This window comes from Candidatus Paraluminiphilus aquimaris (assembly GCF_026230195.1).
GTDB classification, from domain to species: Bacteria; Pseudomonadota; Gammaproteobacteria; order Pseudomonadales; family Halieaceae; genus Luminiphilus; species Luminiphilus aquimaris.
Genome location: NZ_CP036501.1, coordinates 1237332 through 1257811 on the forward strand (window position 1 = coordinate 1237332; position 20480 = coordinate 1257811).

17 protein-coding genes are annotated in these 20480 nt (G+C 53.2%); 12 read left to right on the top strand and 5 right to left on the bottom strand.

The window, feature by feature from the left end; translation table 11 throughout:
- Positions 1–23 precede the first annotated feature (23 nt).
- The 6 genes from E0F26_RS05735 (at position 24) to E0F26_RS05760 (ending at position 8676) form a co-directional block, all read left to right on the top strand.
- Positions 24–383: a hypothetical protein gene (locus tag E0F26_RS05735; RefSeq protein ID WP_279243088.1), complete on the top strand. Its 360-nt coding sequence runs from the start codon at positions 24–26 to the stop codon at positions 381–383.
- Positions 380–1447, top strand: a complete 1068-nt coding sequence (locus tag E0F26_RS05740; RefSeq protein ID WP_279243089.1) for a hypothetical protein — start codon at positions 380–382, stop codon at positions 1445–1447. Before E0F26_RS05735 ends, E0F26_RS05740 begins: the two co-directional genes overlap by 4 nt.
- Before the next feature lie 5 nt (positions 1448–1452).
- Positions 1453–1707: a hypothetical protein gene (locus tag E0F26_RS05745; protein WP_279243090.1), complete on the top strand. Its 255-nt coding sequence runs from the start codon at positions 1453–1455 to the stop codon at positions 1705–1707.
- A 475-nt stretch (positions 1708–2182) separates the two neighbouring features.
- The gene (locus E0F26_RS05750) at positions 2183–3931 is read left to right on the top strand and encodes an acetolactate synthase 3 large subunit (protein WP_279243091.1); all 1749 of its coding nucleotides are present in this window, start codon (positions 2183–2185) and stop codon (positions 3929–3931) included.
- A 2-nt stretch (positions 3932–3933) separates the two neighbouring features.
- Positions 3934–4425 carry an acetolactate synthase small subunit gene (gene ilvN, locus E0F26_RS05755; RefSeq protein ID WP_279243092.1) on the top strand — a complete coding sequence of 164 codons (492 nt, stop codon included), beginning with the start codon at positions 3934–3936 and terminating at the stop codon, positions 4423–4425.
- A 336-nt stretch (positions 4426–4761) separates the two neighbouring features.
- Positions 4762–8676 carry a glycosyl hydrolase gene (locus tag E0F26_RS05760; RefSeq protein ID WP_279243093.1) on the top strand — a complete coding sequence of 1305 codons (3915 nt, stop codon included), beginning with the start codon at positions 4762–4764 and terminating at the stop codon, positions 8674–8676.
- Between the two features lie 236 nt (positions 8677–8912).
- Here the strand turns inward: E0F26_RS05760 and E0F26_RS05765 are convergent, their stop codons facing one another.
- Together E0F26_RS05765 and E0F26_RS05770 are read right to left on the bottom strand one after the other, a co-directional pair.
- Positions 8913–9734 (bottom strand): TauD/TfdA dioxygenase family protein, encoded by an 822-nt coding sequence (locus E0F26_RS05765; protein WP_279243094.1) that lies wholly within the window; start codon positions 9732–9734, stop codon positions 8913–8915.
- Positions 9735–9947: 213 nt separating this feature from the next.
- A complete protein-coding gene (locus tag E0F26_RS05770) occupies positions 9948–11258 on the bottom strand; it encodes an MFS transporter (protein WP_279243095.1) in 1311 nt (436 codons plus the stop codon).
- Positions 11259–11775: 517 nt separating this feature from the next.
- On the opposite strand from E0F26_RS05770, the gene E0F26_RS05775 reads away from it, so the two are divergent.
- The 4 genes from E0F26_RS05775 to E0F26_RS05790 all read left to right on the top strand — a co-directional run bounded on the left by E0F26_RS05775 (position 11776) and on the right by E0F26_RS05790 (position 17134).
- Positions 11776–12987 (top strand): clavaminate synthase family protein, encoded by a 1212-nt coding sequence (locus E0F26_RS05775; protein WP_279243096.1) that lies wholly within the window; start codon positions 11776–11778, stop codon positions 12985–12987.
- Between the two features lie 120 nt (positions 12988–13107).
- Complete coding sequence (locus E0F26_RS05780) at positions 13108–14019, top strand: beta-keto acid cleavage family enzyme (protein WP_279243097.1); 912 nt, start codon at positions 13108–13110, stop codon at positions 14017–14019.
- On the top strand, positions 14019–15017 hold the full coding sequence (locus E0F26_RS05785) for a 3-hydroxyacyl-CoA dehydrogenase NAD-binding domain-containing protein (protein ID WP_279243098.1): 999 nt from the start codon (positions 14019–14021) through the stop codon (positions 15015–15017). The genes E0F26_RS05780 and E0F26_RS05785 overlap by 1 nt, the downstream gene beginning before the upstream one ends.
- Positions 15014–17134: an acetoacetate--CoA ligase gene (locus E0F26_RS05790; RefSeq protein WP_279243099.1), complete on the top strand. Its 2121-nt coding sequence runs from the start codon at positions 15014–15016 to the stop codon at positions 17132–17134. The genes E0F26_RS05785 and E0F26_RS05790 overlap by 4 nt, the downstream gene beginning before the upstream one ends.
- Positions 17135–17245: 111 nt before the next feature.
- Here the strand turns inward: E0F26_RS05790 and E0F26_RS05795 are convergent, their stop codons facing one another.
- Entirely contained in the window at positions 17246–18016 is a 771-nt protein-coding gene (locus tag E0F26_RS05795) for a DKNYY domain-containing protein (RefSeq protein ID WP_279243100.1), read from the bottom strand.
- Between the two features lie 81 nt (positions 18017–18097).
- Between E0F26_RS05795 and E0F26_RS05800 the strand changes: the two genes are divergently transcribed.
- Positions 18098–18406, top strand: a complete 309-nt coding sequence (locus E0F26_RS05800) for a DUF2306 domain-containing protein (protein WP_279243101.1) — start codon at positions 18098–18100, stop codon at positions 18404–18406.
- A gap of 105 nt (positions 18407–18511) precedes the next feature.
- Here the strand turns inward: E0F26_RS05800 and E0F26_RS05805 are convergent, their stop codons facing one another.
- On the bottom strand, positions 18512–18739 hold the full coding sequence (locus E0F26_RS05805; RefSeq protein ID WP_279243102.1) for a DUF6356 family protein: 228 nt from the start codon (positions 18737–18739) through the stop codon (positions 18512–18514).
- A 118-nt stretch (positions 18740–18857) separates the two neighbouring features.
- Between E0F26_RS05805 and E0F26_RS05810 the strand changes: the two genes are divergently transcribed.
- Positions 18858–19316 (top strand): Lrp/AsnC family transcriptional regulator, encoded by a 459-nt coding sequence (locus E0F26_RS05810; protein ID WP_279243103.1) that lies wholly within the window; start codon positions 18858–18860, stop codon positions 19314–19316.
- A gap of 167 nt (positions 19317–19483) precedes the next feature.
- Here E0F26_RS05810 and galE read toward each other — a convergent pair whose 3' ends face one another.
- Complete coding sequence (gene galE / locus E0F26_RS05815; RefSeq protein WP_279243104.1) at positions 19484–20467, bottom strand: UDP-glucose 4-epimerase GalE; 984 nt, start codon at positions 20465–20467, stop codon at positions 19484–19486.
- Positions 20468–20480 lie beyond the last annotated feature (13 nt).

Genomic DNA, 20480 nt, shown 5'->3' on the forward strand with positions numbered 1-20480 from the left:
AGGTTGGGGGGAGGGTGTGAGCCATGCTGATTGACTACTTGGTAGGCGCCGCCTTAGCGATCTCAGGTATGCTGGCCCTGCTCGTTTTCGGCACAGATATCATTCGCATGAACACTGAGGCGCGAGAGAACTGGCAGGCCCAAAATGCGCTGGCGGATTTTGCGGGGCGCAGATCAATCAACCCGAGTCATGACCTTGCCTCAGGCGACCTTTGTCAGGGGAGCGATCCAGCGTGGGTCGCGGCCTGGTGTCAATCACCCCAAGTTCAGTCGCTACCTAATGTCTGCGTGCACCTGAATCTCGAGAGCGCGAACATGACCCTTCGCTGGGGACAAGATGGCTGTGCGGGTGAGCGAGCGCTCTTTGCAATGCGCAGACTGTGAAGAAACACGGCACCATAGCGTCGCCTGTTAAGTACGCGCTGGGTTTTACCCTTACCGAACTGATGATCTCCCTGACTCTGGGGTTGGGGCTTGTGACGCTCATGATCGACACCATCGCTAGCATTTCTCGAGCGGGTCGGGTATCCGCTGAGGCCGCTGAAGCGACCGAGCGAGCCTATTTTATGATTGATGTCCTCGACGCCTGGGTGAGCCAGGCCGCTCCACTCATTGATCTTCCTTGGTTATCAATGAGTGAATCAGAACCCGTGAATGCAGGCTTAGTCTCTAAAAAAACCAGGACGGCAGGTGTTGCTTGGGCCTCGAACGCGTCGGGTGCAAGCGCTGCCCTTGGAAAAAAGAAAGCGCCTCTAGACATGGCACAAGAAATAGAGACGGTCCAAGCGACCCAAAAAGAGGGGAGCCCGAGAGTCGTTTATCCAATCCTGCTCAGTGATGATTCCATTGCAGCCGTCGATTTATGTGAATCGCCCACCATGTCGATATTTCCTTTAAACCGCTGGGGAGTAGCCGTCGCGAGTCCTGATAACTTGGCGTGCATCCCAGCACGTTATCGTGATACGTCAGCGCCCGCTCTCTTTATAGAGCGGCGTCTCAGATGCCCAAAGAATTGCAGCGGTGCCGGATTTTACGCGCTGTCACCCACCTGCTTTTGGGGTGATGAGACACGGCACTATCGTATTATCTGGGTGGAGGATCCGAGTGTGTTTTCCAAATGTTTCGCTACCGGAGATGCCGTTCGAGTATCTCGTTCGCTCGTCTATGTCCGAGACTACTCTTGGCGCGTCGGTGACGGTATGCCCGCAGTGATGTTGCGTGATTTGGCTCGCGAGCCGGATGCGCGATGGCTCCGCTCGACAATGCTTGCCCACAATACCAACGACTGGCGGATAATCTGCGTGAGCGAATGTAATGCTTTGGGCGGTGGCGCGCTCCTTGCGGGTGCCATTGATGTTCATTTCATAGCAACCCATCGGGACCAGTCGATCGGTATCCATCGAGTGCTTCCATCGGCGGATCGAGACGGTCCACAGAAGGATCCATAGCAAGCGTGACTAAGAACAAGGAACTTCGCCTCTCCTTGAGTAAACCCTCTAGGGATTTTGGAGCTGACAGGGTGTTGATGCCGCGTGAAGAGGGACGCGTGCTGTCGAGTGGTAGCGCTAAATCGACTGCTGTAACACGGGGTGGGCAGCGCGGCATGATCGTCACACTCACCGTAGCGCTTCTTTTGAGCATTGGACTGTTTCTATTGTTGGGGCCCTTTGAAATGGCGAGAGCAACGTGGTTATTGAGTCAAGGGTGAGAACCTAGATGCGACGACAGCGTTATTAGGTAAGCGCTCATTTTGTCAGCTGGGCGCGCTTGCGGGGTGGTTTTAGGCTGTTTGTCGATCAAAAAGTGGTCTTAGAATCGTCAATAATCACGATTTTGGCTCATTGCTTGACTTCAATAGGGGCGATAAAGACACTACGGAAAGTCACGCGAACGGCAACGGTTATTGGTGAGTACCCTTACCCTCTGACCCACTCTTATGACGGGATAGTTATTTGGGCTGTTTGCGGGTTCCGTCAGTGTTGCGCAGGTCTATGCGCCTCACGCTCGGGCTCGACACTGCGCTACCTCGCAGGACGGCCGAACACGGGTTTCGTGATCGATGTTCTGGATGGTGTCCGGAGCGATCCGGCCAGTGGTTCGTGCGACAGACCTCGGTGCGCACGCAAGAAGCAAACTCATTCAGCGTTCTCACCGTAAGGCATTAACACGGAGGGAGCGACACAGTGGAACAACTTTCAGGCGGAGACATGATCGTTCGCGCACTCGAAGACGAGGGCGTGGAATACATCTTTGGTTACCCCGGCGGTGCAGCACTGCACATCTATGACGCCATTTTTAAAGCCGATTCGGTACCCCATATTCTGGTTCGACACGAGCAGGCGGCAACGCACGCGGCGGACGGTTATGCGCGTGCAACCGGTAAGCCCGGTGTCGTCCTGGTGACCTCAGGGCCTGGCGCAACCAATGCTATTACGGGCATTGCGACGGCCTACATGGACTCGATACCAATGGTCGTTATTTCTGGTCAGGTACAGAGTCACCTGATCGGTGAGGATGCGTTCCAAGAAACCGATATGGTGGGGATTTCGCGGCCAATCGTGAAGCACTCCTTCATGGTTCAGCGGACTGAAGACATCCCAAGCATTATCAAAAAGGCGTTTTACATTGCGACGACAGGACGACCCGGCCCTGTTGTTGTTGATGTTCCGAAGGATCTCACGCATCCCGAACACAAATTCGATTACGCCTACCCAGAGACAGTCTCGATGCGCTCGTATCAACCGTCCGAAAAAGGTCATTCAGGACAAGTTCGCAAGGCGGCGCGGTTGTTGCTTAACGCCAAGCGCCCCGTGATCTATGCAGGTGGCGGCGTTATTCAGGGTGAGGGTAGTGAGTTGCTCACCCAATTGGCGCGTAAGCTCAATTATCCAGTGACTAACACCTTAATGGGTCTTGGCGCATACCCTGCGACCGATCGTCAGTTCCTCGGGATGCTCGGCATGCATGGTTTCTATGAAGCGAACATGGCTATGCATCACAGCGACGTCATTTTGGCTGTGGGCGCGCGCTTCGATGACCGGGTGACCAACACCGTTAGTAAGTTCTGTCCCGGCGCCAAGATCATTCACATCGATGTCGATCCTGCATCGATTGCAAAGATTGTCCCAGTTGACGTCCCTATCGTCGGCCCTGTGACCACCGTGCTGAAAGATCTCGACACACAGATTGATCAGCAGATGGTGGCCTCTGAGCGTGTCATGCCTGACGCAGACGCACTCGCTGAATGGTGGACACAAATCGAAAGCTGGCGCGAAGCGCATGGCTTGTGGCACGGGCGACGTTACGGTGAGTCCGATTTCATCATGCCGCAAGACGCGATTACGGCCTTATATGAGGCTACAAACGGTGAAGCGTATGTCACATCAGATGTTGGTCAGCATCAGATGTTTGCCGCGCAGTACTACAAGTTCGATTATCCGCGTCGCTGGATTAACTCAGGTGGCTTAGGGACGATGGGTTTCGGCTTGCCTGCGGCCATGGGTATTAAGCTTGCTTTGCCCGATTCGGACGTAGCGTGTGTCACGGGTGAGGGGAGTATTCAGATGAATATTCAGGAATTATCGACCTGCGCTCAGTACGACGTGCCCGTGAAGATAGTAAATCTTAGAAACAATTACTTGGGAATGGTGAAGCAGTGGCAGGACATGCAATACGACAGCCGTTATTCAGAGAGTCACTATGCAAGTTCCCTGCCTGATTTTGTGAAATTGGCCGAGGCCTATGGGCATGTAGGTATGCAGATCAAGGAAAAAGCGGATCTGGCACCCGCAATGCGAGAGGCCTTTGCAATGAAAGATCGTTTGGTGTTCCTCGATATTTTCGTAGAGCCACACGAGCATGTGTATCCCATGCACGTAGCACCCAACGGCGCGATGAAAGATATGTGGTTGAGCAAGACGGAGAGAACCTAGATATGAGACGTATACTTTCCGTTTTGATGGAGAACGAGCCCGGGGCGTTGTCGCGGGTGGTGGGGTTGTTCTCCCAGCGTGGTTACAACATTGAAAGTCTTAATGTGGCACCGACGACTGATCATACGTTGTCGCGGCTGACACTAACCACAACCGGTGACGATCTGAAGATTGAGCAAATTACGAAGCACCTTAACAAGATTGTTGATGTGGTGAAGGTTGTCGATCTCACAGAGGGTGCACACGTTGAGCGCGACATGCTGTTAGTTAAAGTTCGGGCTGAGGGTGCTCATCGAGATGAGGTTAAGCGAACAACCGATATCTTTCGGGGGCAGATCATCGACGTGGGTCCTTGCACTTACATCATTCAGCTTACAGGACCTATCGATAAGCTAGACTCGTTCCTTGCGGCACTCGGTGAGGCCGAAGTACTCGAGGTCGTTCGATCAGGGGTTGCGGGTATGGCACGAGGTGAAAAGGTACTCTCTGCCTGAGCGACGTGTTTGCGAGTGTTAGGAGCCTAGTGCGTCTATGCAATGTGTTTGAGTAGGTAAGGGGCCCTTGGCTGCCGTGCTGTGGGCTTTTCAACTAAATGAGCAGCCTCCATTTGAGAAAGCGCCCTTTCAATTGCCCCAACCGAAAGGCTTCCTGTCTTGTCGTCCGTCACTAATTTACGGGTGCTAAAGTAGTGGTTGACTCGCCGAAAGAATGGCCTTTTCGGCGAGTTAAAGAGCCGGTTTACCTTATTTCGATTCCCCGTCATACCGGTGGTGGGTAATCTTCGTGCGCCAGATATTTTTATTTTAATTAAGACACTCAGGGGTTACTTAATGACGCGACTATTCGGACTGAAACAAACGTTACTTTTGTCGTTTGTTCTTACCGCTGGACTCGTCACGGTTCTGTCTTCGGATAGGGCTAGAGCAAGTGAACCTCTCTCACCGACACTCCTGTCGGCGATTATGGTCATCATGGGCGGAGACGTGGACTCCGACGGTGATGGTGTTTCCGATCTTGATGATGCGTTTCCTGACGATGCGAGTGAGTCTGCCGACGCCGACGGTGACGGTGTCGGCAACAATGCAGATGCCTTCCCGTCAGATGCCAGCGAGACCCTTGATACCGATGGTGATTTAGTCGGTAATAACGCAGACAGTGATGACGATGGTGACGGCATTGATGATGACTACGATCCGCAACCACTCGTAGTGACCGATGTGGCGCCCTTGCTTGCTGACTTTAGTGAGGCATTTGGTGGCGCTGTCGTAGGCGATGATGGCTCATTTAGCTTCCCATCAGGTGCCGAATCGTGGGCCGGATTTGCTAACGAAAATACCTCTATTTACCCCATTGTCTTTGAATACGGTGGGCGCATTCAGTTCACGGCCTCAGTGCCCAGTGGTGGATCGGCTGATGTTCGCTTCCGGTTCGAGCGTCTGCCTCACCCTGACGTAGACCCCGCATACAATACTGAAGCCGTTACGGTATCGGGAGACGCGCCCACGCGTTACACGATCGATGTGCCTGCTCAAGGCAGCAAGACGTTTAGGTCCCTCATTCTGTATCTCAACGATAGGGATGTGGCGGTGGTTATCACCGATATTCTGGTTCGCCCTGCGAAAGCGCCGGTTGAGACCGATACTGATGGCGACGGTGTCGCCGACAGTGATGATGCTTTCCCCAATGATGCGAGTGAGAGTTTGGATACCGATGGCGATGGCATCGGTAATAACGAAGACACAGACGACGATAATGACGGCGTGCTGGACGGGGACGATTACGCGCCCTTAGACCCAGACGTCACAGAGCAACCGGCCGATGAGGTGCTCAGTGTATACGTTGATGGCGTAGTGGGCGGCGAGTGGGATCGAGGCATCAACGCCTTCGATCAGGCGCTTAACTGGGGTGATTGCAGTGTGAGCAGCGATTGCCCGTCGATCTCATGGGAAACCGTGACCGACGCGGAGCGGGGCGATGTGCTCCAGATCTCTCACGCAAATAACGCCAATCTGGCTGGGCTCTTCTTTGGGTCAACAACCGGTGTAGATGTATTAGGATTCATTAATGGCGCTATCGAATTCGATATCAAAGTAGTTTCGGGCGATGCGAACATTACGATGAAACTCGATTGCACCTACCCCTGCACTTCAGGCGATAAGCTCCTGGGTGAAAAGGGTGTCGGTGGCTGGGAGTCAGTCAGTGTCGCAATGGCGGGCTTAAATTCGAGTGGACTGGATTTATCAAAGGTGAATACAGGACTCGTCATTTGGGCGACGAAATTCCAGGATACCGTGTTTCAAATCGATAACGTTCGGTTTACCGGCTTTGATGCGGATGCTGACTCAACACCGGCGCCCGTAACGGTACCCTTTAAGCTCACCGAAATGGGTCTGGGCAGTTATTCAGATACGATAAATCCTGCGAGCTATCAGTGCGTGGAAGATTACGGCGCATGGCTTTACAACGCAGGTGTTGTTCCATTTACTAACCTAGGCACTTGCACCAACGTTGCCAACGCCAACCCCGTCAAGCGTTTGCCTCAGCTGGGCGGCGACGCGGCGCAAATGCACACGATGACGCACCGCTGGTGGGGCTCGTTGTCGTTCATTGGCGAAATGCGTACGGGTGACGCTAACGGTGCGGGTTACATCACTCCCGACCCCTTCATTGCGCGTATTTCAGAGCGTGGCCTGAGATTTATGAGTATTCCAACAGGTCTCTCGGGCGGCCAAGGTGGCTTTGGTTACAACATTCCAGACCCCTTCTCCGAAGTCTTCGATGGTGCCGCTATTGGTAACTCAGCGCACAGCAATATGGATGCGAAGCTTCTCGACTACTCTGAGGGCGCGGTCACAGCTGGCTGGTATGACGGTAGCACCTTGGTCATGGAAGCCACGTTTGTCTACGGTTCGCCGTATATCTTCTTCGAGGTGTACTCGGGCTCACCGCAGATCAAGACTTGGCCGAATGCGACATCGGGTCAACGAGGTATTTGGCATGAGGGTGGCAACAGCCTCGGCGTATGGACCGCCATCGCAGGGGGTCGAAATAATTTCCTTGTGGTTGGGGACGCGGGTACGAGTTTTAGTAATACCGAGACCGCCGTTGTAACGATCGACTCGCCCAATAATTCATTTACCTTGGCTTGGTCACCGGATGACTCAACGGCAACGCGCCAGAGTCTCGAGGCGTATGCCCGAAATGTGGTGCGCGATGTAGTGATTGATTACGCCGTCGATCGTGCGGATAACAGCGTTACGGTGAGCCATCGCTATATGGACACAAGCGGTGAGGCTGTGCAGACGATGGCTGGGCTTATGCCACTTCACTGGAAACGTGCCTCAGGTCTGACGTATGCCATTTCCACACGCAGTGCGAGAGGCGTAATCAAGTTCGCTCCCGCGAGTGGGTTTGACTACGAGCTGCCCACTGTTGGTGTTCTCCCATCGCTCCCGGTCATTGACGGGTCGCTGGACAATGACACGCTGCGCAGCTTAGTAAGTGAGTTTGTCGCGCTTGGGTCGGGTGCGTGGAATGCCCGCGTTGACACCTACTGGAACGGTAAAGAGGTCGGTCGCGTGGCGGAGGTGTTGGCGCTTGCAGACCAGCTTGAAATGACTTCAGAGGCAACCGCTTTACGCGATTGGCTAAAGGAAGAGCTCGCTGACTGGATGAGTGCCGAGCGCAATGGCACGCTCGACGATGGTAACTACTTTGTTTATGACGACGACTGGAACACGCTGTTAGGTATGGAAGAGTCGTTCTATGCACACACGTTGTTGCAAGACCATCATTTCCACTACGGCTACTTCATTCGCGCCGCTGCAGAGGTTTGTCGCGTTGACAAAGCCTTCTGTAGCGCAGAGCAATACGGTTCCATGTTCGAGATGCTCATTCGAGATTATGCGGCCGGGCGTGATGACGCGCTGTTCCCTTACCTGCGTAATTTTGACCCAGCTAATGGTTTCTCTTGGGCATCGGGTGAGGTGAATTTCGCAAGGGGTAACAACAACGAGTCTACTTCCGAGGCGGCAAATGCCTACGGCGCAATGGTGCTTTATGGCCTAGTGACTGGAAACGACGACATTGCCGAGCGTGGCATGTATCTCCACGCTTCGACCTCAGCGAGCTACTGGGAGTACTGGAACGACATCGATGGGTGGCGTGGTGGCGACCCTGAGAAGCGTAACTTCCCACCGGATTACCCTCGAATTACGACCTCGATTATTTGGGGTGAGGGCAGTGCGTTTTCTACATGGTTCAGTCCCGCTTTTGCGCATATTTTGGGCATTCAGGGATTACCCTCTAATCCATTAATCATGCACGTGGGTCTCTACGCTGACTACCTCGACGACTACGTGGCCTTGGGTCTGGAAGAGTCGTCAAACGATAAGCCTTCTGGGTTGCCGGCTGGGCAGTGGACCGATCTTTGGTGGAATCTTTGGGCAATGACTGACGCCGACAGCGCCATTGCTGACTATGAGGCGACTGCCAGCTATGAGCCGGAGTACGGTGAAGCGCCAGCCCATACTTATCACTGGCTTTACACGATGAGGGCCCTCGGTGAGCTTCAAACGGGCACCGGAGAGCTTACGGCAGACTATCCTGCGTCAATGGCTTTCAAAACGGGCGGCACCACGCACTATGTGGTCTATAACTATGGCGACAGTGCGCGAACAGTAACCTTTAGTGATGGCACGACCGTCACGGCGGCAGCTAACGCGTTTACGCTCGAGCAGCGATAGGCCTTGCGATGTGGTGGGGGTGCGAAGGCATCCCCCTCCATTACAAGCGCTTCATCAGGACGCCTAAAAAGACCTGACGTCACCTAGCACCAAGCGAGTCATCACTTAGGTATCTGAGCGAGCGCGCTCGGCGCAGGCTTCTCGGGGTGTTTGCTTGCCATGCCATAGCGACATTTTAGAGAAAGCCTAGCGAAGGCCGATCTGATGCGAACAAAAATCGAGGTGAAAGCGAGTATTCAGCCGGCGCGGTTGTCAGAGTTAACCGTTACGCGGTTCATGCAACGATAACCGGGTAGGTAATCTGCCAGTGCGTAGTGTTGGGTCACTCGGTTGTCCCACATTGCAACTGAATTGTCGCGCCACCGAAATCGAACTTGATGTTCAGGTTGATCAATGTGTTGGTAGATGTACTCAAGCAAGCGGTCGCTCTCAGCTCTTAGCATGCCAACGATGTGCTGTGTAAAGGAGCGGTTCACGTTTATGTACTTTGCACCGGTAACAGGGTGAGTTCCAATGACCGGATGAACCCATGCACCGTTACTTCTGACTCCTTCGTTCATAGCTTCTACATTTTTATCAGGGCCTAAGTAGTCATTTCGGAAGCAACCAATATCATGCACGGCTTCAAGTGGGTCTAGCATCGCGCGCATAGCGGGCGCCAAGTTGTCATAAGCAAGCGCCATATTCGCCCAGAGAGTGTCCCCCCCTGTTTCGGGAACTGATTTTGCATAAAGAATCGACATGAAGGGCGGGGCCTCGCGGAACGTGAGGTCCTTGTGCCAGTCATTGGTGTCAGGGGGTCGATTTTCATCATTTTCCAACACCGTAATGGCGGGGATGCGTTCGTGGTTTTGGTACACAGGGTGGGGGATATCGATCTCACCAAAGTGCGCACCGAGTGCAATGTGTTGCTCAGGTGTTATCTCTTGATCGCGAAAAAACACCACTTGGTGCGCCATCAACGCGTCATAGACGGCCTGTGCACCCTCGGCATTGATATGTCCTAAGTCAATATCTAATTCGGCACCAAGAGCTGGTGTGAGACGCTCAATTCGCACTGTTTTTCCCCGCTGTCTGGACCTTTGACCTGAGTCATCGATTCGGTTTTTTTGGCGAGGATAGACCCGAGCCTGGCACCTGCGCAATAGAAACCGAGTAACTTTAAACGGCAATTCGTTGCGCGCTAAAGACGCTAGGTGACGGCGTTATGATCGTAAACGTTATGTCGGAATTAAAACGGGCAGCGTAGCCTCTCCTTATCAGAGGAGGGGTCATGCAGTGCTTGGAAGCTCGCGGTTGATGGTTGCTGATAACTCGGTTTCAGTGCTCAATTCGGCGGGGACCAACTGGTCTTCTTCGGCAATGTCACCTGCGCGTGGATCTTGCTGCAGGGCTGCAGGGGCCGTGGCCGAAGTGGCTGCGACAAAACTGCTTTGCTCTTCAGTGGCAACGGCGGTAATGCCCTTAGGCTGAATGGCAATAAAGACGGCAATCAGCGCGCAAGCGATGGCTATGAGCGTGAAAAGGATGTCGCCCTCTGCCGAGCGCATGGCCCAGCCAAAGATGAATGAACCAATGGCGGCGCCCACAGCATTGAGTAACAGCACAGACGAACCAATCATCACGAACTCGCCGCGCTCTGAGTTATCGGCTGCTTTCGCTAGGGAGATGGCATAGAGCGAGTTGCTGGCGGCGCCAAAGGCGGCTGCACCAATGAGTAGCGATACAGTATCGGTGGCTATCGAGAGATAAAGCGCGGCCAAGCTGCTCATTACGCAAAGGAAGGTTAAGACGTAGCGCCGGTCAATATGATCGGATGCGAGACCGATCGGGTACTGAACGAGCGCACCTCCCAAGATGCTCACGGCAATAAACGTTGGTGCGAACTCTGCATCCCCTGTGACGCTCACGACATGAACTGCGCCGAGTGTCCAGAACGTGCCAATCACAACACCTGACCCCAGCGCGCCTGCGAAGGCAGTGTGCGAGCGTCGGTATAACTTCAAAAAGTCGATGCGCGTTGCGGGTACGGGGGCGGGTGCGAGTGAACTGGTGAGGCTTACCGGAATGATCGCGCACCCAATCAGAATAGAGATTACGGCAAATACTTGTGCCGCGTCCCCGTAAGTCAGTCCCAGAATGCCTTGGCCTGCCGCCATGGCGGTCAACACAATGAAGGTATAGATGCCCAGCACACGGCCATGGCTTCGCTCATCTGCTTGGTCCGATAGCCAGCTTTCAACCACCGTGTAGGCACCGCACATAACGGCGCCCAGTAGGAAGCGCGTGAGAATCCATACCCAACCTGCATCGGTCATCGGTAGTACCTGGAAGCAACACAGGAATACAGCCATCAAAGTAGTAAAGCTGCGAATGTGCCCAACTTTGGCGATGATGTGTGGTGTGACGAGCGCGCCTGAAATAAACCCAACAAAGTAGGCTGAGCCGGAGAGTCCAATGACCGCTTGCGACAGACCAATCTCGCTCGCCATTAGCGGCAAGAAAGTCATGTGAAGACCGTGCCCCGTTAACAAAAACGCGGTAGTCAGTAGCAGTGAAAATACAGATCGAACGCAGCTCATTTCGCTCGGCCAAGGTGATTTCGGAGCGCGCATTCTCAATATTTTTTGTTGCCGCGCAAGTGTTCTAATTTGTGAATTTTGCGCTTAACGCAACCTGTGAATTTTCACTCCGTTTGAGTGCAAAGTAATTCGTCTTATCCACCGTGAATACTGCGTTTCGGGATGATTTGATCGCGATGTGTTACAGCTGACTGGGGATGGATTTTTACAGTTTTCGACTTACCAAAAGAGGAAGTTAAATGGCGTAGACCCTCATCCGATTAGTGAGGTGATGAGTTTGTGAAATCCCTTAATTGGTTCGTGGCAGAATGAATCGATAGACCTTCCTCTTTTTCAGGTTTATTTGGGAAGAAATAAATTTGCTGAAAACACAGTGAAAAAAACTTTTCGCAAGCGGGTTGTTGCAGTAGGTTTTGTCCTGAAGTTGTAGCCCTTTAGCCGCTACCACTCGAACATAATAAATAAAAAAAGGTCGCGCTATGGGCGGGGCCAAGGTCGCCGCAGGAGGCGATGCAGTATGAACACACTTACTTCTCTTTCGAGTCAGGCGTTAACGCCTGACTTTTATGACTACGAACCAAACCCTATTGCCTCAGTGGTTTGCGAGGGTGACTTTGTTTGCGTCTTTTGGCCCGATGACGTGAAACTTGCCTGTTACAAGTTTTGGCTGCGCGAGAATACGGTGGGACAGGGCGGCATCGATCTCGCAACGCGTGAGTGCATATTAGACCCTGCGGACCTAAGCGATGACATGTCGGTAAAGTCGGCGGTGGTGGATAGCGCGGGGGACCTGATCGTTCAGTGGTGTCATGACCAACAGCGCTCGGTCTATCACTCAGGTTGGTTGCGCCATATTGCTGAAAACCAACATAGGCCAAGTAGTTGGCTGCCCATGGCCCAGGCGTGGACGACAAGCTCGATGGACGAGGTACCACGGGTCGACGGTGCTTGGGCATTGGAGAGCGATGAGGCGATTCTTGCTCTGCTAAACAATCTCATGGTGTCTGGTGCGTGCGTCCTTGAGAACTCGCCAACACACGAAGGCTATTTGTTGGACTTAGCGGAGCGTATTGGTCCGGTACGCGATAGTAATTTTGGTCGCTTGTGGGATGTTCGTGCTGATATTGATTTAGCCGGAGATGCAAAAACCAATACGACAGCTAATACAGGCCTGCGCCTTGGGCCGCATTCAGACTTACCAACGCGAGAAACGCCGCCCGGATTTCAGTTTTTGCACTGCCTTATCAATGATGCAGATGGCGGGGCGTCCACCCTCACCGACGGCGCTGCCCTAGTTCAAGCGCTGGAGCGTGAATACCCCGAGGCGTTTGAGCTTTTGTGCACGCGACATTGGATTTTCTTCAACCGAGGCCCTGGCATCGACCATCGTTGGTCTGCGCCCATCATCGATTATTTACCGGGCTCAGACATTCCAACGATTCGCGCCTTTTACCCTGTTCGGGCTTTTCCCTCTATGGCTGTTGAGGATGTGGCGGGGTGTTACGAGGCCCTTCGCTTGTTCCATCGTATGGCAGATGAGCCCGAGTTTGAGCTGAAGTTTCGATTAACAGCCGGCGATATTCTGTGTTTCGATAATCGGCGTGTACTCCATGGGCGTGATGCATTTACGGGGTCGGGCAAGCGACACTTACAAGGTATCTATATCGATCGCGATGAAATTATGTCGCGTGGTCGCGCTTTGAATCGAGCCGCGAAAATAAATGCATAACAACCGACGAGTAATAGCAAAGGGCTCGATAGCCGGCAGGAAATAGTCGGTCATAAAGCGTCAACAAACAAAAAAAGCGCTCTGAAACAGAGACTCATAACGTAAAAAGGAGAGGTCGCTATGCCACTGGCGATGCGCAAAAAGGTTTTTATCACCGCTGCACTGACAGGTTCTGGTGGGACACAAGATCGAAGCGAGAAAGTCCCGCGTAGTCCAGAGCAGATTGCCAATGATGCCATTGAAGCGGCGCAGGCAGGCGCTGCCGTTGTCCACTGTCATGTGCGCGACCCAGAGAGCGGCGTGCCCGCACGGGATGTCGATCTTTATCGTGAAGTTGTTGAGCGTATTCGCGCTTCGAGCACCGATGTGGTGGTGAACCTCACAGCCGGAATGGGTGGTGACCTGGTTTTTGGGCCGCCGGATGCACCATTACCCCTGCAAGATGCGGGCACCGACATGGTCTCCAGCGCGGAGCGCGTTGCGCACCTTGAAGTCTGCCGCCCTGAAATTGCCACGTTGGATTGCGGAACCATGAATTTTGCAGAGGCGGACTATGTCATGACCAATACTCCCGGCATGCTTCGCGATATGGCCCGGCGTATGACGGAACTGGGAATCCAAATTGAGATCGAGGCGTTTGATACCGGCCATCTTTGGTTTGCAAAACAATTGGTAGAAGAGGGACTCATTAAAGACTCGGTAATGGTTCAGTTGTGCATGGGCGTCCCCTGGGGTGCGCCTGATGACATGAACACCTTCATGGCCATGGTGAACAATGTCCCGAGCAATTGGGTGCACTCAGCGTTTAGCATCGGCAAGAACCAAATGCCCTTCGTGGCAGCCGCGGTTTTATCGGGCGGGAACGTGCGCGTGGGCCTAGAAGATAATCTCTGGCTTGAGCGTGGCCGCTTGGCGTCCAATGCCGAACTGGTTGAAAAAGCATCTGGGATTATTTCCGCCATGGGCGTACAGGTCATGACGCCCGCTGAAGTGCGCGCAGAGCTTAATCTGGTTAAGCGAGACCCCCTTTGATGAGCGAAATACCCGGTCGCTCTCGACCCACTGCTGCGATTATTGGGGGTGGTGTCATTGGCTCGGGGTGGGCGACACGCTTCTTACTAAACGGTTGGGATGTTCGCTTTTTCGACCCAAGTGAAGACGCTGAGCGCATTCTGCATGCGGTCATCGCGCGCGGTCGTGACGCCCTGCCTGCCCTGTGTGATGTAGTGCCCGAGGAGGGCACTCTTACGATTGCGAGTTCGACGGCCGATGCTGTAGTAGGAGCCCGTTACATTCAGGAGTCGACGCCAGAGCGTATCGAAGTAAAGCGCGCGGTACTGAGATCGATTCAGGAGGCTTGCGAGGCCGAAGCAATTGTTGCGTCATCTACCTCAGGGTTTATGCCGAGCGAGCTACAGGACGGATCGCTGCGTCCTGAGCAGATTATTGTCTCGCACCCCTATAACCCGGTTTATCTATTGCCGCTGGTTGAGGTGGTAGGGTCTGACAACGTCTCAAAGGAACTACTCGATCGTGCAAGTCGTTATTTGGAGTCAGTATCGATGAAGCCCGTGGTGCTGGGCGCAGAAGTGCCAGCGCACGTGGGCGATAGGCTCCTTGAGGCGCTGTGGCGGGAGGCGCTTTGGTTGGTAAAGGACGGTGTTGCGACAACGGGTCAAATCGACGACATCATCACCCATAGTTTTGGCTTGCGTTGGGCACAGAAAGGGTTGTTTGAAACCTACCGCGTCGCGGGTGGACAAGCGGGGATGAAGCACTTCTTGGAGCAGTTTGGTCCCTGCCTTGAGTGGCCTTGGACCAAGTTGATGGACGTACCAGATCTCAACGAGGAACTGATCGACCGCATCGTTGAGCAGTCGGACGAACAGGCGGCGGGTCGAACCGTGATGCAGCTGGAAAATGAGCGAGACCGAAATTTGGTGGCGCTCTTAAAAGCCTTGCGAGAGGAAGATGCGGCAGCAGGTGCTTTTCTCAACGAGGTTAACCGACGTCATCAGGGCGAGGAATGAGTCAGATTTCGGGTGACTCGGTAGATACTGGCGTCTCGTCGGACTCGACTAGCGGGTCAGGGTCGATAAGTAGTAGTGGCTTTATAGATAACCGAATCCCTCTATGGTCTCCGAGTGCTGAGCGAATCGCTCAAGCTGAGCTCACTGCGTTTAGCGCCTTTGTCACTGAGCGCTTTCCGGAGACTCATGTATCCACTTATGAAGCCTTGCATCACTGGTCAATAACGGCGACGCATGATTTTTGGCGATGTATTTGGGATTACTGCGACGTTATTGCGAGCCGTGATAGCGAGGTGGTCGTTCGAGATTTGGAGAAAATGCCGGGTGCGACGTGGTTTCCTGATGCGCGACTGAACTTCGCGGAGAACCTGCTTCGTCGGCGCGGCGACCAAACGGCCATTATTTCGCTTTTGGAGAATGGGACTCGCAGAGAAACCTCATTCGATGATCTTTATTCACAGGTGGCAGCGATAGCGGCCGCCCTAAAAGCACGGGGTGTCGAGTCGGGTGACCGCGTCGCGGGGTTTATGCCCAATGTGACCGAAACTGTGGTGGCAATGTTAGCCGCAACGAGTCTGGGTGCAGTTTGGACGTCGTGTTCCCCTGATTTTGGTTTTCAGGGTGTGATGGATCGATTTGGTCAGGTCAAACCCAAGGTCTTATTTGCAGCAAACGGCTATTTCTACAACGGTAAGGCGCACGACTCGCTACGTAAGGTGCGTCAAATAGCCGAAGAGATCGACAGTCTCGAGCACGTCGTTGTCGTTGAAGTTATTGTTGAGGATGTTGTTGAGGGTGAGGTTGAGGGTGTTGTTGAAGCTGTTATAGAAACTGCCGAGCAAGCCCGCGATACAGCAGGCATAGCCAATATAAAGGGCGCAGCACTATTTTCGGACTGGGCTCGTGCGCAGGCCGAGGTAACGCAAATTGAATTTGCACAACTGCCCTTTAATCACCCGCTTTACATCATGTATTCGTCGGGCACGACCGGCGTGCCCAAGTGCATCGTGCATGGCGCCGGTGGCACGCTCGTCCAGCACCTAAAAGAGCACAGACTCCACTGTGATATCGGGCCTGCGGATACGCTCTTCTACTTCACTACTTGCGGTTGGATGATGTGGAACTGGCTGGTATCGGGTCTTGCTTGTGGTGCAACATTGGTTTTGTACGACGGCTCACCCTTTGCTGACGAGGGGAGGGTGCTGCTGGATGCGATCGATCGCGAGCGCATTACTGTATTTGGCACGAGTGCTAAGTTCATCTCGGGTATCGAGAAGGCGGGACTTAAGCCTCGACTAACGCACGACCTGTCGAGTCTCAAAACCGTGTTATCAACGGGATCACCGCTGTCTCATGAGAGCTTTGAGTACGTTTATCGGGATTTTAAAACCGATGTTCTGCTCGCTTCGATCGCCGGCGGCACTGACATTATTTCCTGTTTTGTTGGCGGTTGTCCGACGCGACCTGTTTATACGGGGCAAATTCAGTGTCGCGCACTCGGTATGGCGGTTGAATTTTGGGATGAGACAGGTACATCCCTTACTAAGGGCAAGGGCGAGCTTGTTTGTAAGACGCCTTTTCCTAGCATGCCGATTGGTTTTTGGAGCGATGAAGACGGCGGAAAATACCACCGCGCTTACTTCGCTCAGTTCGACAACGTCTGGTGTCACGGTGACTACGGCGAGCTCACGGCGGAGGACGGTGCAATTATTCATGGGCGGTCCGATGCCGTGCTGAACCCAGGTGGCGTGCGCATAGGCACCGCTGAGATTTATCGTCAGGTCGAAAAGCTCGAGAGCATTGTTGAGAGCATCGTGATTGGGCAAGACTGGCAGGACGACGTCCGCGTTGTTCTGTTTGTGGTACTTCGAGAGGGTGAGGTACTTGACGAGCAACTGGCCCAGGCAGTGCGAGTCACGATTCGCGAGAACGCCACGCCTCGCCATGTGCCAGCAAAGATTATTCAAGTCCCTGAAATCCCTCGAACGTTGAGTGGCAAGATTGTAGAGCTCGCGGTGCGAGAAGTAGTCCACGGACGTCCGGTCAATAATGTTGATGCACTTGCCAACCCAGAGGCGCTCGAGCACTTTGCGGATATCACCGAGCTTAAGTTTTAAATCAGTAACAGTAGCTCCATCACAATCACTGAGGACTTCAAGGTCCGGCTGAATCGGCCAGGTGCAAAGTGGCTTAGGTAGAAGAGGTCATAGGCAGACCTGGCCAAACGTTTAACAGCGGCAATATTCCTGTCCCTCGGGATTCAGCTCGTCGCACGTCACAGCATCGGGTCCAATAAAGCATTGATTGGCATCGCGTGCGAGCGACTGCATCCGGTCATCCTTGACTTCAAATGTCTCAGGACTCGCGCCGTCAACAATATGGTCTAGCCAATAGACACGAGATCGGTCCTTAGCGTAGACACCCCACAATATTTCTAGGCTCGCGCGATCAACTTCGGTTAAGCGCTCGGCTTGGATGTAATAACACTTGCTGTCGACAGCCCGCCACATCGAAAAGTATTCAAAGGTGTCGATATCGCAGATGTCCAAACGTCGGTTGCCAGAGTAGACATCATCGACATCGCGTGACCACCCATCACCTAAGCGCTCAAACGTTGCGAGGTCTGCCCCTTCCAGCCGTGTTCGGCCATAGAAGACTTGCGTTGCATCTTTCGAATAGCCGTTTGACAAGCGTTCATAGGTCGCTGGGTCCGCGTGGAGAATCGGAATATCCCACTCGTATACCGTTGTTGTGTCCTTCCCATGTTCACTGTCGATGGTCTCGAACGTATCGGGGTCTGCGTCTTCCAACACTCGGGTGTGGTACCGCATTGCCATGGGGTTCCATCGAAAGTAAGTAACTTTGCCGCCAAAGACTTCGTAGTAGGAGTAGGTGCCGGTTACTGCTTTGAGTGTGCTGGTGCAGCCCGGTGAGAGAAGGAGAGCGACGCCCACCGATAAGAACGTGAGTGCCATTACGGCGACCTTGCGATGTGTCATATATCGATCGCCTTTGGTGATGCGCGCCATAGGGTTCATGTGACGCATTGCCTGTATAGTCTGACAAAGATTGTTCGTGAAGTGCGAAAGCCTAATATGGAAGTCTTGTTTCTGGAAGCTAAACCCATTCCAAGCCATGCCATAACAGCGCTGGTAGCAGTCATCATCGGCGGCATTCAACTCGCAAGTGCTAAGGGTACGATACAGCATCAACTAATCGGCTACCTCTGGGTAAGCATGATGATGTATGTCTCGATTTCCTCGTTCTTTATCTCGGAGATTCAGCTTTGGGGTGCGTTCAGTCCCATACATCTCTTAAGTGCCTGGACTGTCTTTACGCTCTGCACCGGTGTGTATTTTGCGCGTGTTGGCAATATCAAAGTCCATTAAAGTCCATTAATGGAATATGGTTTTGCTCTTCGTATTGGCGTTGATACTCACGGGGCTTTTTACGCTTCTACCTAATCGAGTGATGGGACAGATGCTGTTCGGCGGCTAGGCAGACCTGGCCGAATCATGCCGGCTTCTGTGGGTCACCATCATGTGATGAAGGCGCCTGATGTTATTGCTGCCCGTATCTTTGAAGAGAAACGGTAGTAACCCATGAAAGAGGCAGGCGACTCCCGTCAAGCAAAGCAGCGTGCCAAAGCGCAGAGCTTGTCCCATGTGCTGCCAATATGACTCGCCAACAGACGCTGGATGTTCGAGAAATAGATGTTTCATGATTGCCCCCTCCTTGAAACATAATAGTGAGAGGATGGATCAAATTTCTTTCTTTTTTCGACAATATTGGGTAAAAATTAGAAAATGATTCTTTTTTTTATAAATATTTTGAAATTTAATGGACTCTATTGACCGAAAAATTTTGCGTGAGCTACAGCGAGACTGTTCGGATTCTATTGCTGAGATCGCGGATCGGGCTGGGGTGTCTCAGACGCCCTGCTGGCGACGAATAAAAAAGCTCGAGGAGGCAGGCTACATAAAGCAGCGTGTTGCAGTTCTGGATCAAGATTTACTCAATCTTGGCATGACGGCCTACGTCATGATTAAAACCTCCCATCACGACGACAGCTGGCTGGCGCGTTTTTCTGAGGGTGTATCGCTCATACCTGAGGTCATAGAGATCCACCGTATGGCAGGTGACATCGATTACTTGCTGAAAATTGTTGCAACAGACATGAGCGACTACGACCGTATTTATAAGCGCTTGATTACCGTCGCTGAGCTATTCGATGTTAGCGCTTCGTTCTCTATGGAACGCATAAAGTCGTCAACCGAGTTACCACTGGATCGAACTTAAGTTCAGGTGTTCTTTTCGGCTTACGCAGCGCTGATGCTGACACATAGCCACTAAACCAAGGCCACACTGACAACGATCGCGCAGCTCTAATGCGTAGCAACTGCAACTGCAACTGCTAGAAGTGCGCCGCGTTTGTATTCTTCAGCGGTTTGGTGGACGTCGACGCCTTACGTCAGGTTATCCCGCCGATGGCACTCCCAATTCCAAGCGCTCCGGGCAATCTCATCGATGCTGTCGTGTTCTGGGGTCCAACCTAGTTCGCTGCGTGCCTTTGCAGAGCTGGCAACCAGCGTGGCCGGATCGCCCTCACGCCGCGATCCGATAGTGTAGGGAATCTCAGCGCCTACCGCTTTTTCGCAAGCGGTAATCACTTCTTTGACGGAATAGCCGTTGCCGTTCCCCAAGTTGAAGGCGTTAAAGCCACTCGATGAGTTCATCTTCTCGATGGCCGCCACATGGGCGCTCGCAAGATCATCAACGTGGATATAGTCGCGGACACATGTACCGTCGTTGGTTGGGTAATCGTCGCCAAATAAGGTCAGCGGGTTTCCTGTACCTGCCGCTGCGCGTAATGCATTGGGGATAAGATGGGTTTCAGGTTCGTGCCATTCACCGAGCTTGGCGTCGTTGTTAGCACCCGCGGCGTTGAAATAGCGTAAGCAGGTGGCGCTGAACTCTGAGCTCTCACAGACAGCTTGCAACATCTGCTCGACGACGAGTTTCGTTTGTCCGTAGACATTGATTGGAGCTTTTGGATGGTCTTCGTCAATCAAGTCAGAAACCGGGTTGCCAAAAATGGCAGCGGTTGATGAGAAGACCAGTCGTGGAATATCTGCCGCTTGCATGGCGCGAACTAGGTTGGTCGTGCCACCGACATTGTTCTGGTAGTAAATCGCTGGGTGGTTTTTTGACTCGCCGACGAGTGACTTAGCTGCAAAATGAAGCACGCCTTCAAAGCCTCGCTTTTTAAGCCTCCGACTGAGGTTGTGGGTGTCTCGCAGATCTACGGGTATAAGTTCACAACCCTGCAGGGCCCATCGATGTCCAGTGCTCAGGTTGTCGAGAATGGTAACGTCATGCCCCGCGGCTAACAGTGCTCTGACTGTATGCGACCCAACGTAACCTGCCCCACCTGTAACCAAAAGCTTCATCTTGTTTGGCTCT

Excerpts from the sequence above, each read along its gene's own strand:
- E0F26_RS05810 (WP_279243103.1), top strand. The coding sequence starts at position 18,858 with ATGGACTCTATTGACCGAAAAATTTTGCGTGAGCTACAGCGAGACTGT.
- galE (WP_279243104.1), bottom strand. The coding sequence starts at position 20,467 with ATGAAGCTTTTGGTTACAGGTGGGGCAGGTTACGTTGGGTCGCATACA.
- E0F26_RS05760 (WP_279243093.1), top strand. The coding sequence starts at position 4,762 with ATGACGCGACTATTCGGACTGAAACAAACGTTACTTTTGTCGTTTGTT.
- ilvN (WP_279243092.1), top strand. The coding sequence starts at position 3,934 with ATGAGACGTATACTTTCCGTTTTGATGGAGAACGAGCCCGGGGCGTTG.
- E0F26_RS05780 (WP_279243097.1), top strand. The coding sequence starts at position 13,108 with ATGCCACTGGCGATGCGCAAAAAGGTTTTTATCACCGCTGCACTGACA.
- E0F26_RS05795 (WP_279243100.1), bottom strand. The coding sequence starts at position 18,016 with ATGACACATCGCAAGGTCGCCGTAATGGCACTCACGTTCTTATCGGTG.
- E0F26_RS05775 (WP_279243096.1), top strand. The coding sequence starts at position 11,776 with ATGAACACACTTACTTCTCTTTCGAGTCAGGCGTTAACGCCTGACTTT.
- E0F26_RS05785 (WP_279243098.1), top strand. The coding sequence starts at position 14,019 with ATGAGCGAAATACCCGGTCGCTCTCGACCCACTGCTGCGATTATTGGG.
- E0F26_RS05770 (WP_279243095.1), bottom strand. The coding sequence starts at position 11,258 with ATGAGCTGCGTTCGATCTGTATTTTCACTGCTACTGACTACCGCGTTT.
- E0F26_RS05735 (WP_279243088.1), top strand. The coding sequence starts at position 24 with ATGCTGATTGACTACTTGGTAGGCGCCGCCTTAGCGATCTCAGGTATG.
- E0F26_RS05790 (WP_279243099.1), top strand. The coding sequence starts at position 15,014 with ATGAGTCAGATTTCGGGTGACTCGGTAGATACTGGCGTCTCGTCGGAC.
- E0F26_RS05805 (WP_279243102.1), bottom strand. The coding sequence starts at position 18,739 with ATGAAACATCTATTTCTCGAACATCCAGCGTCTGTTGGCGAGTCATAT.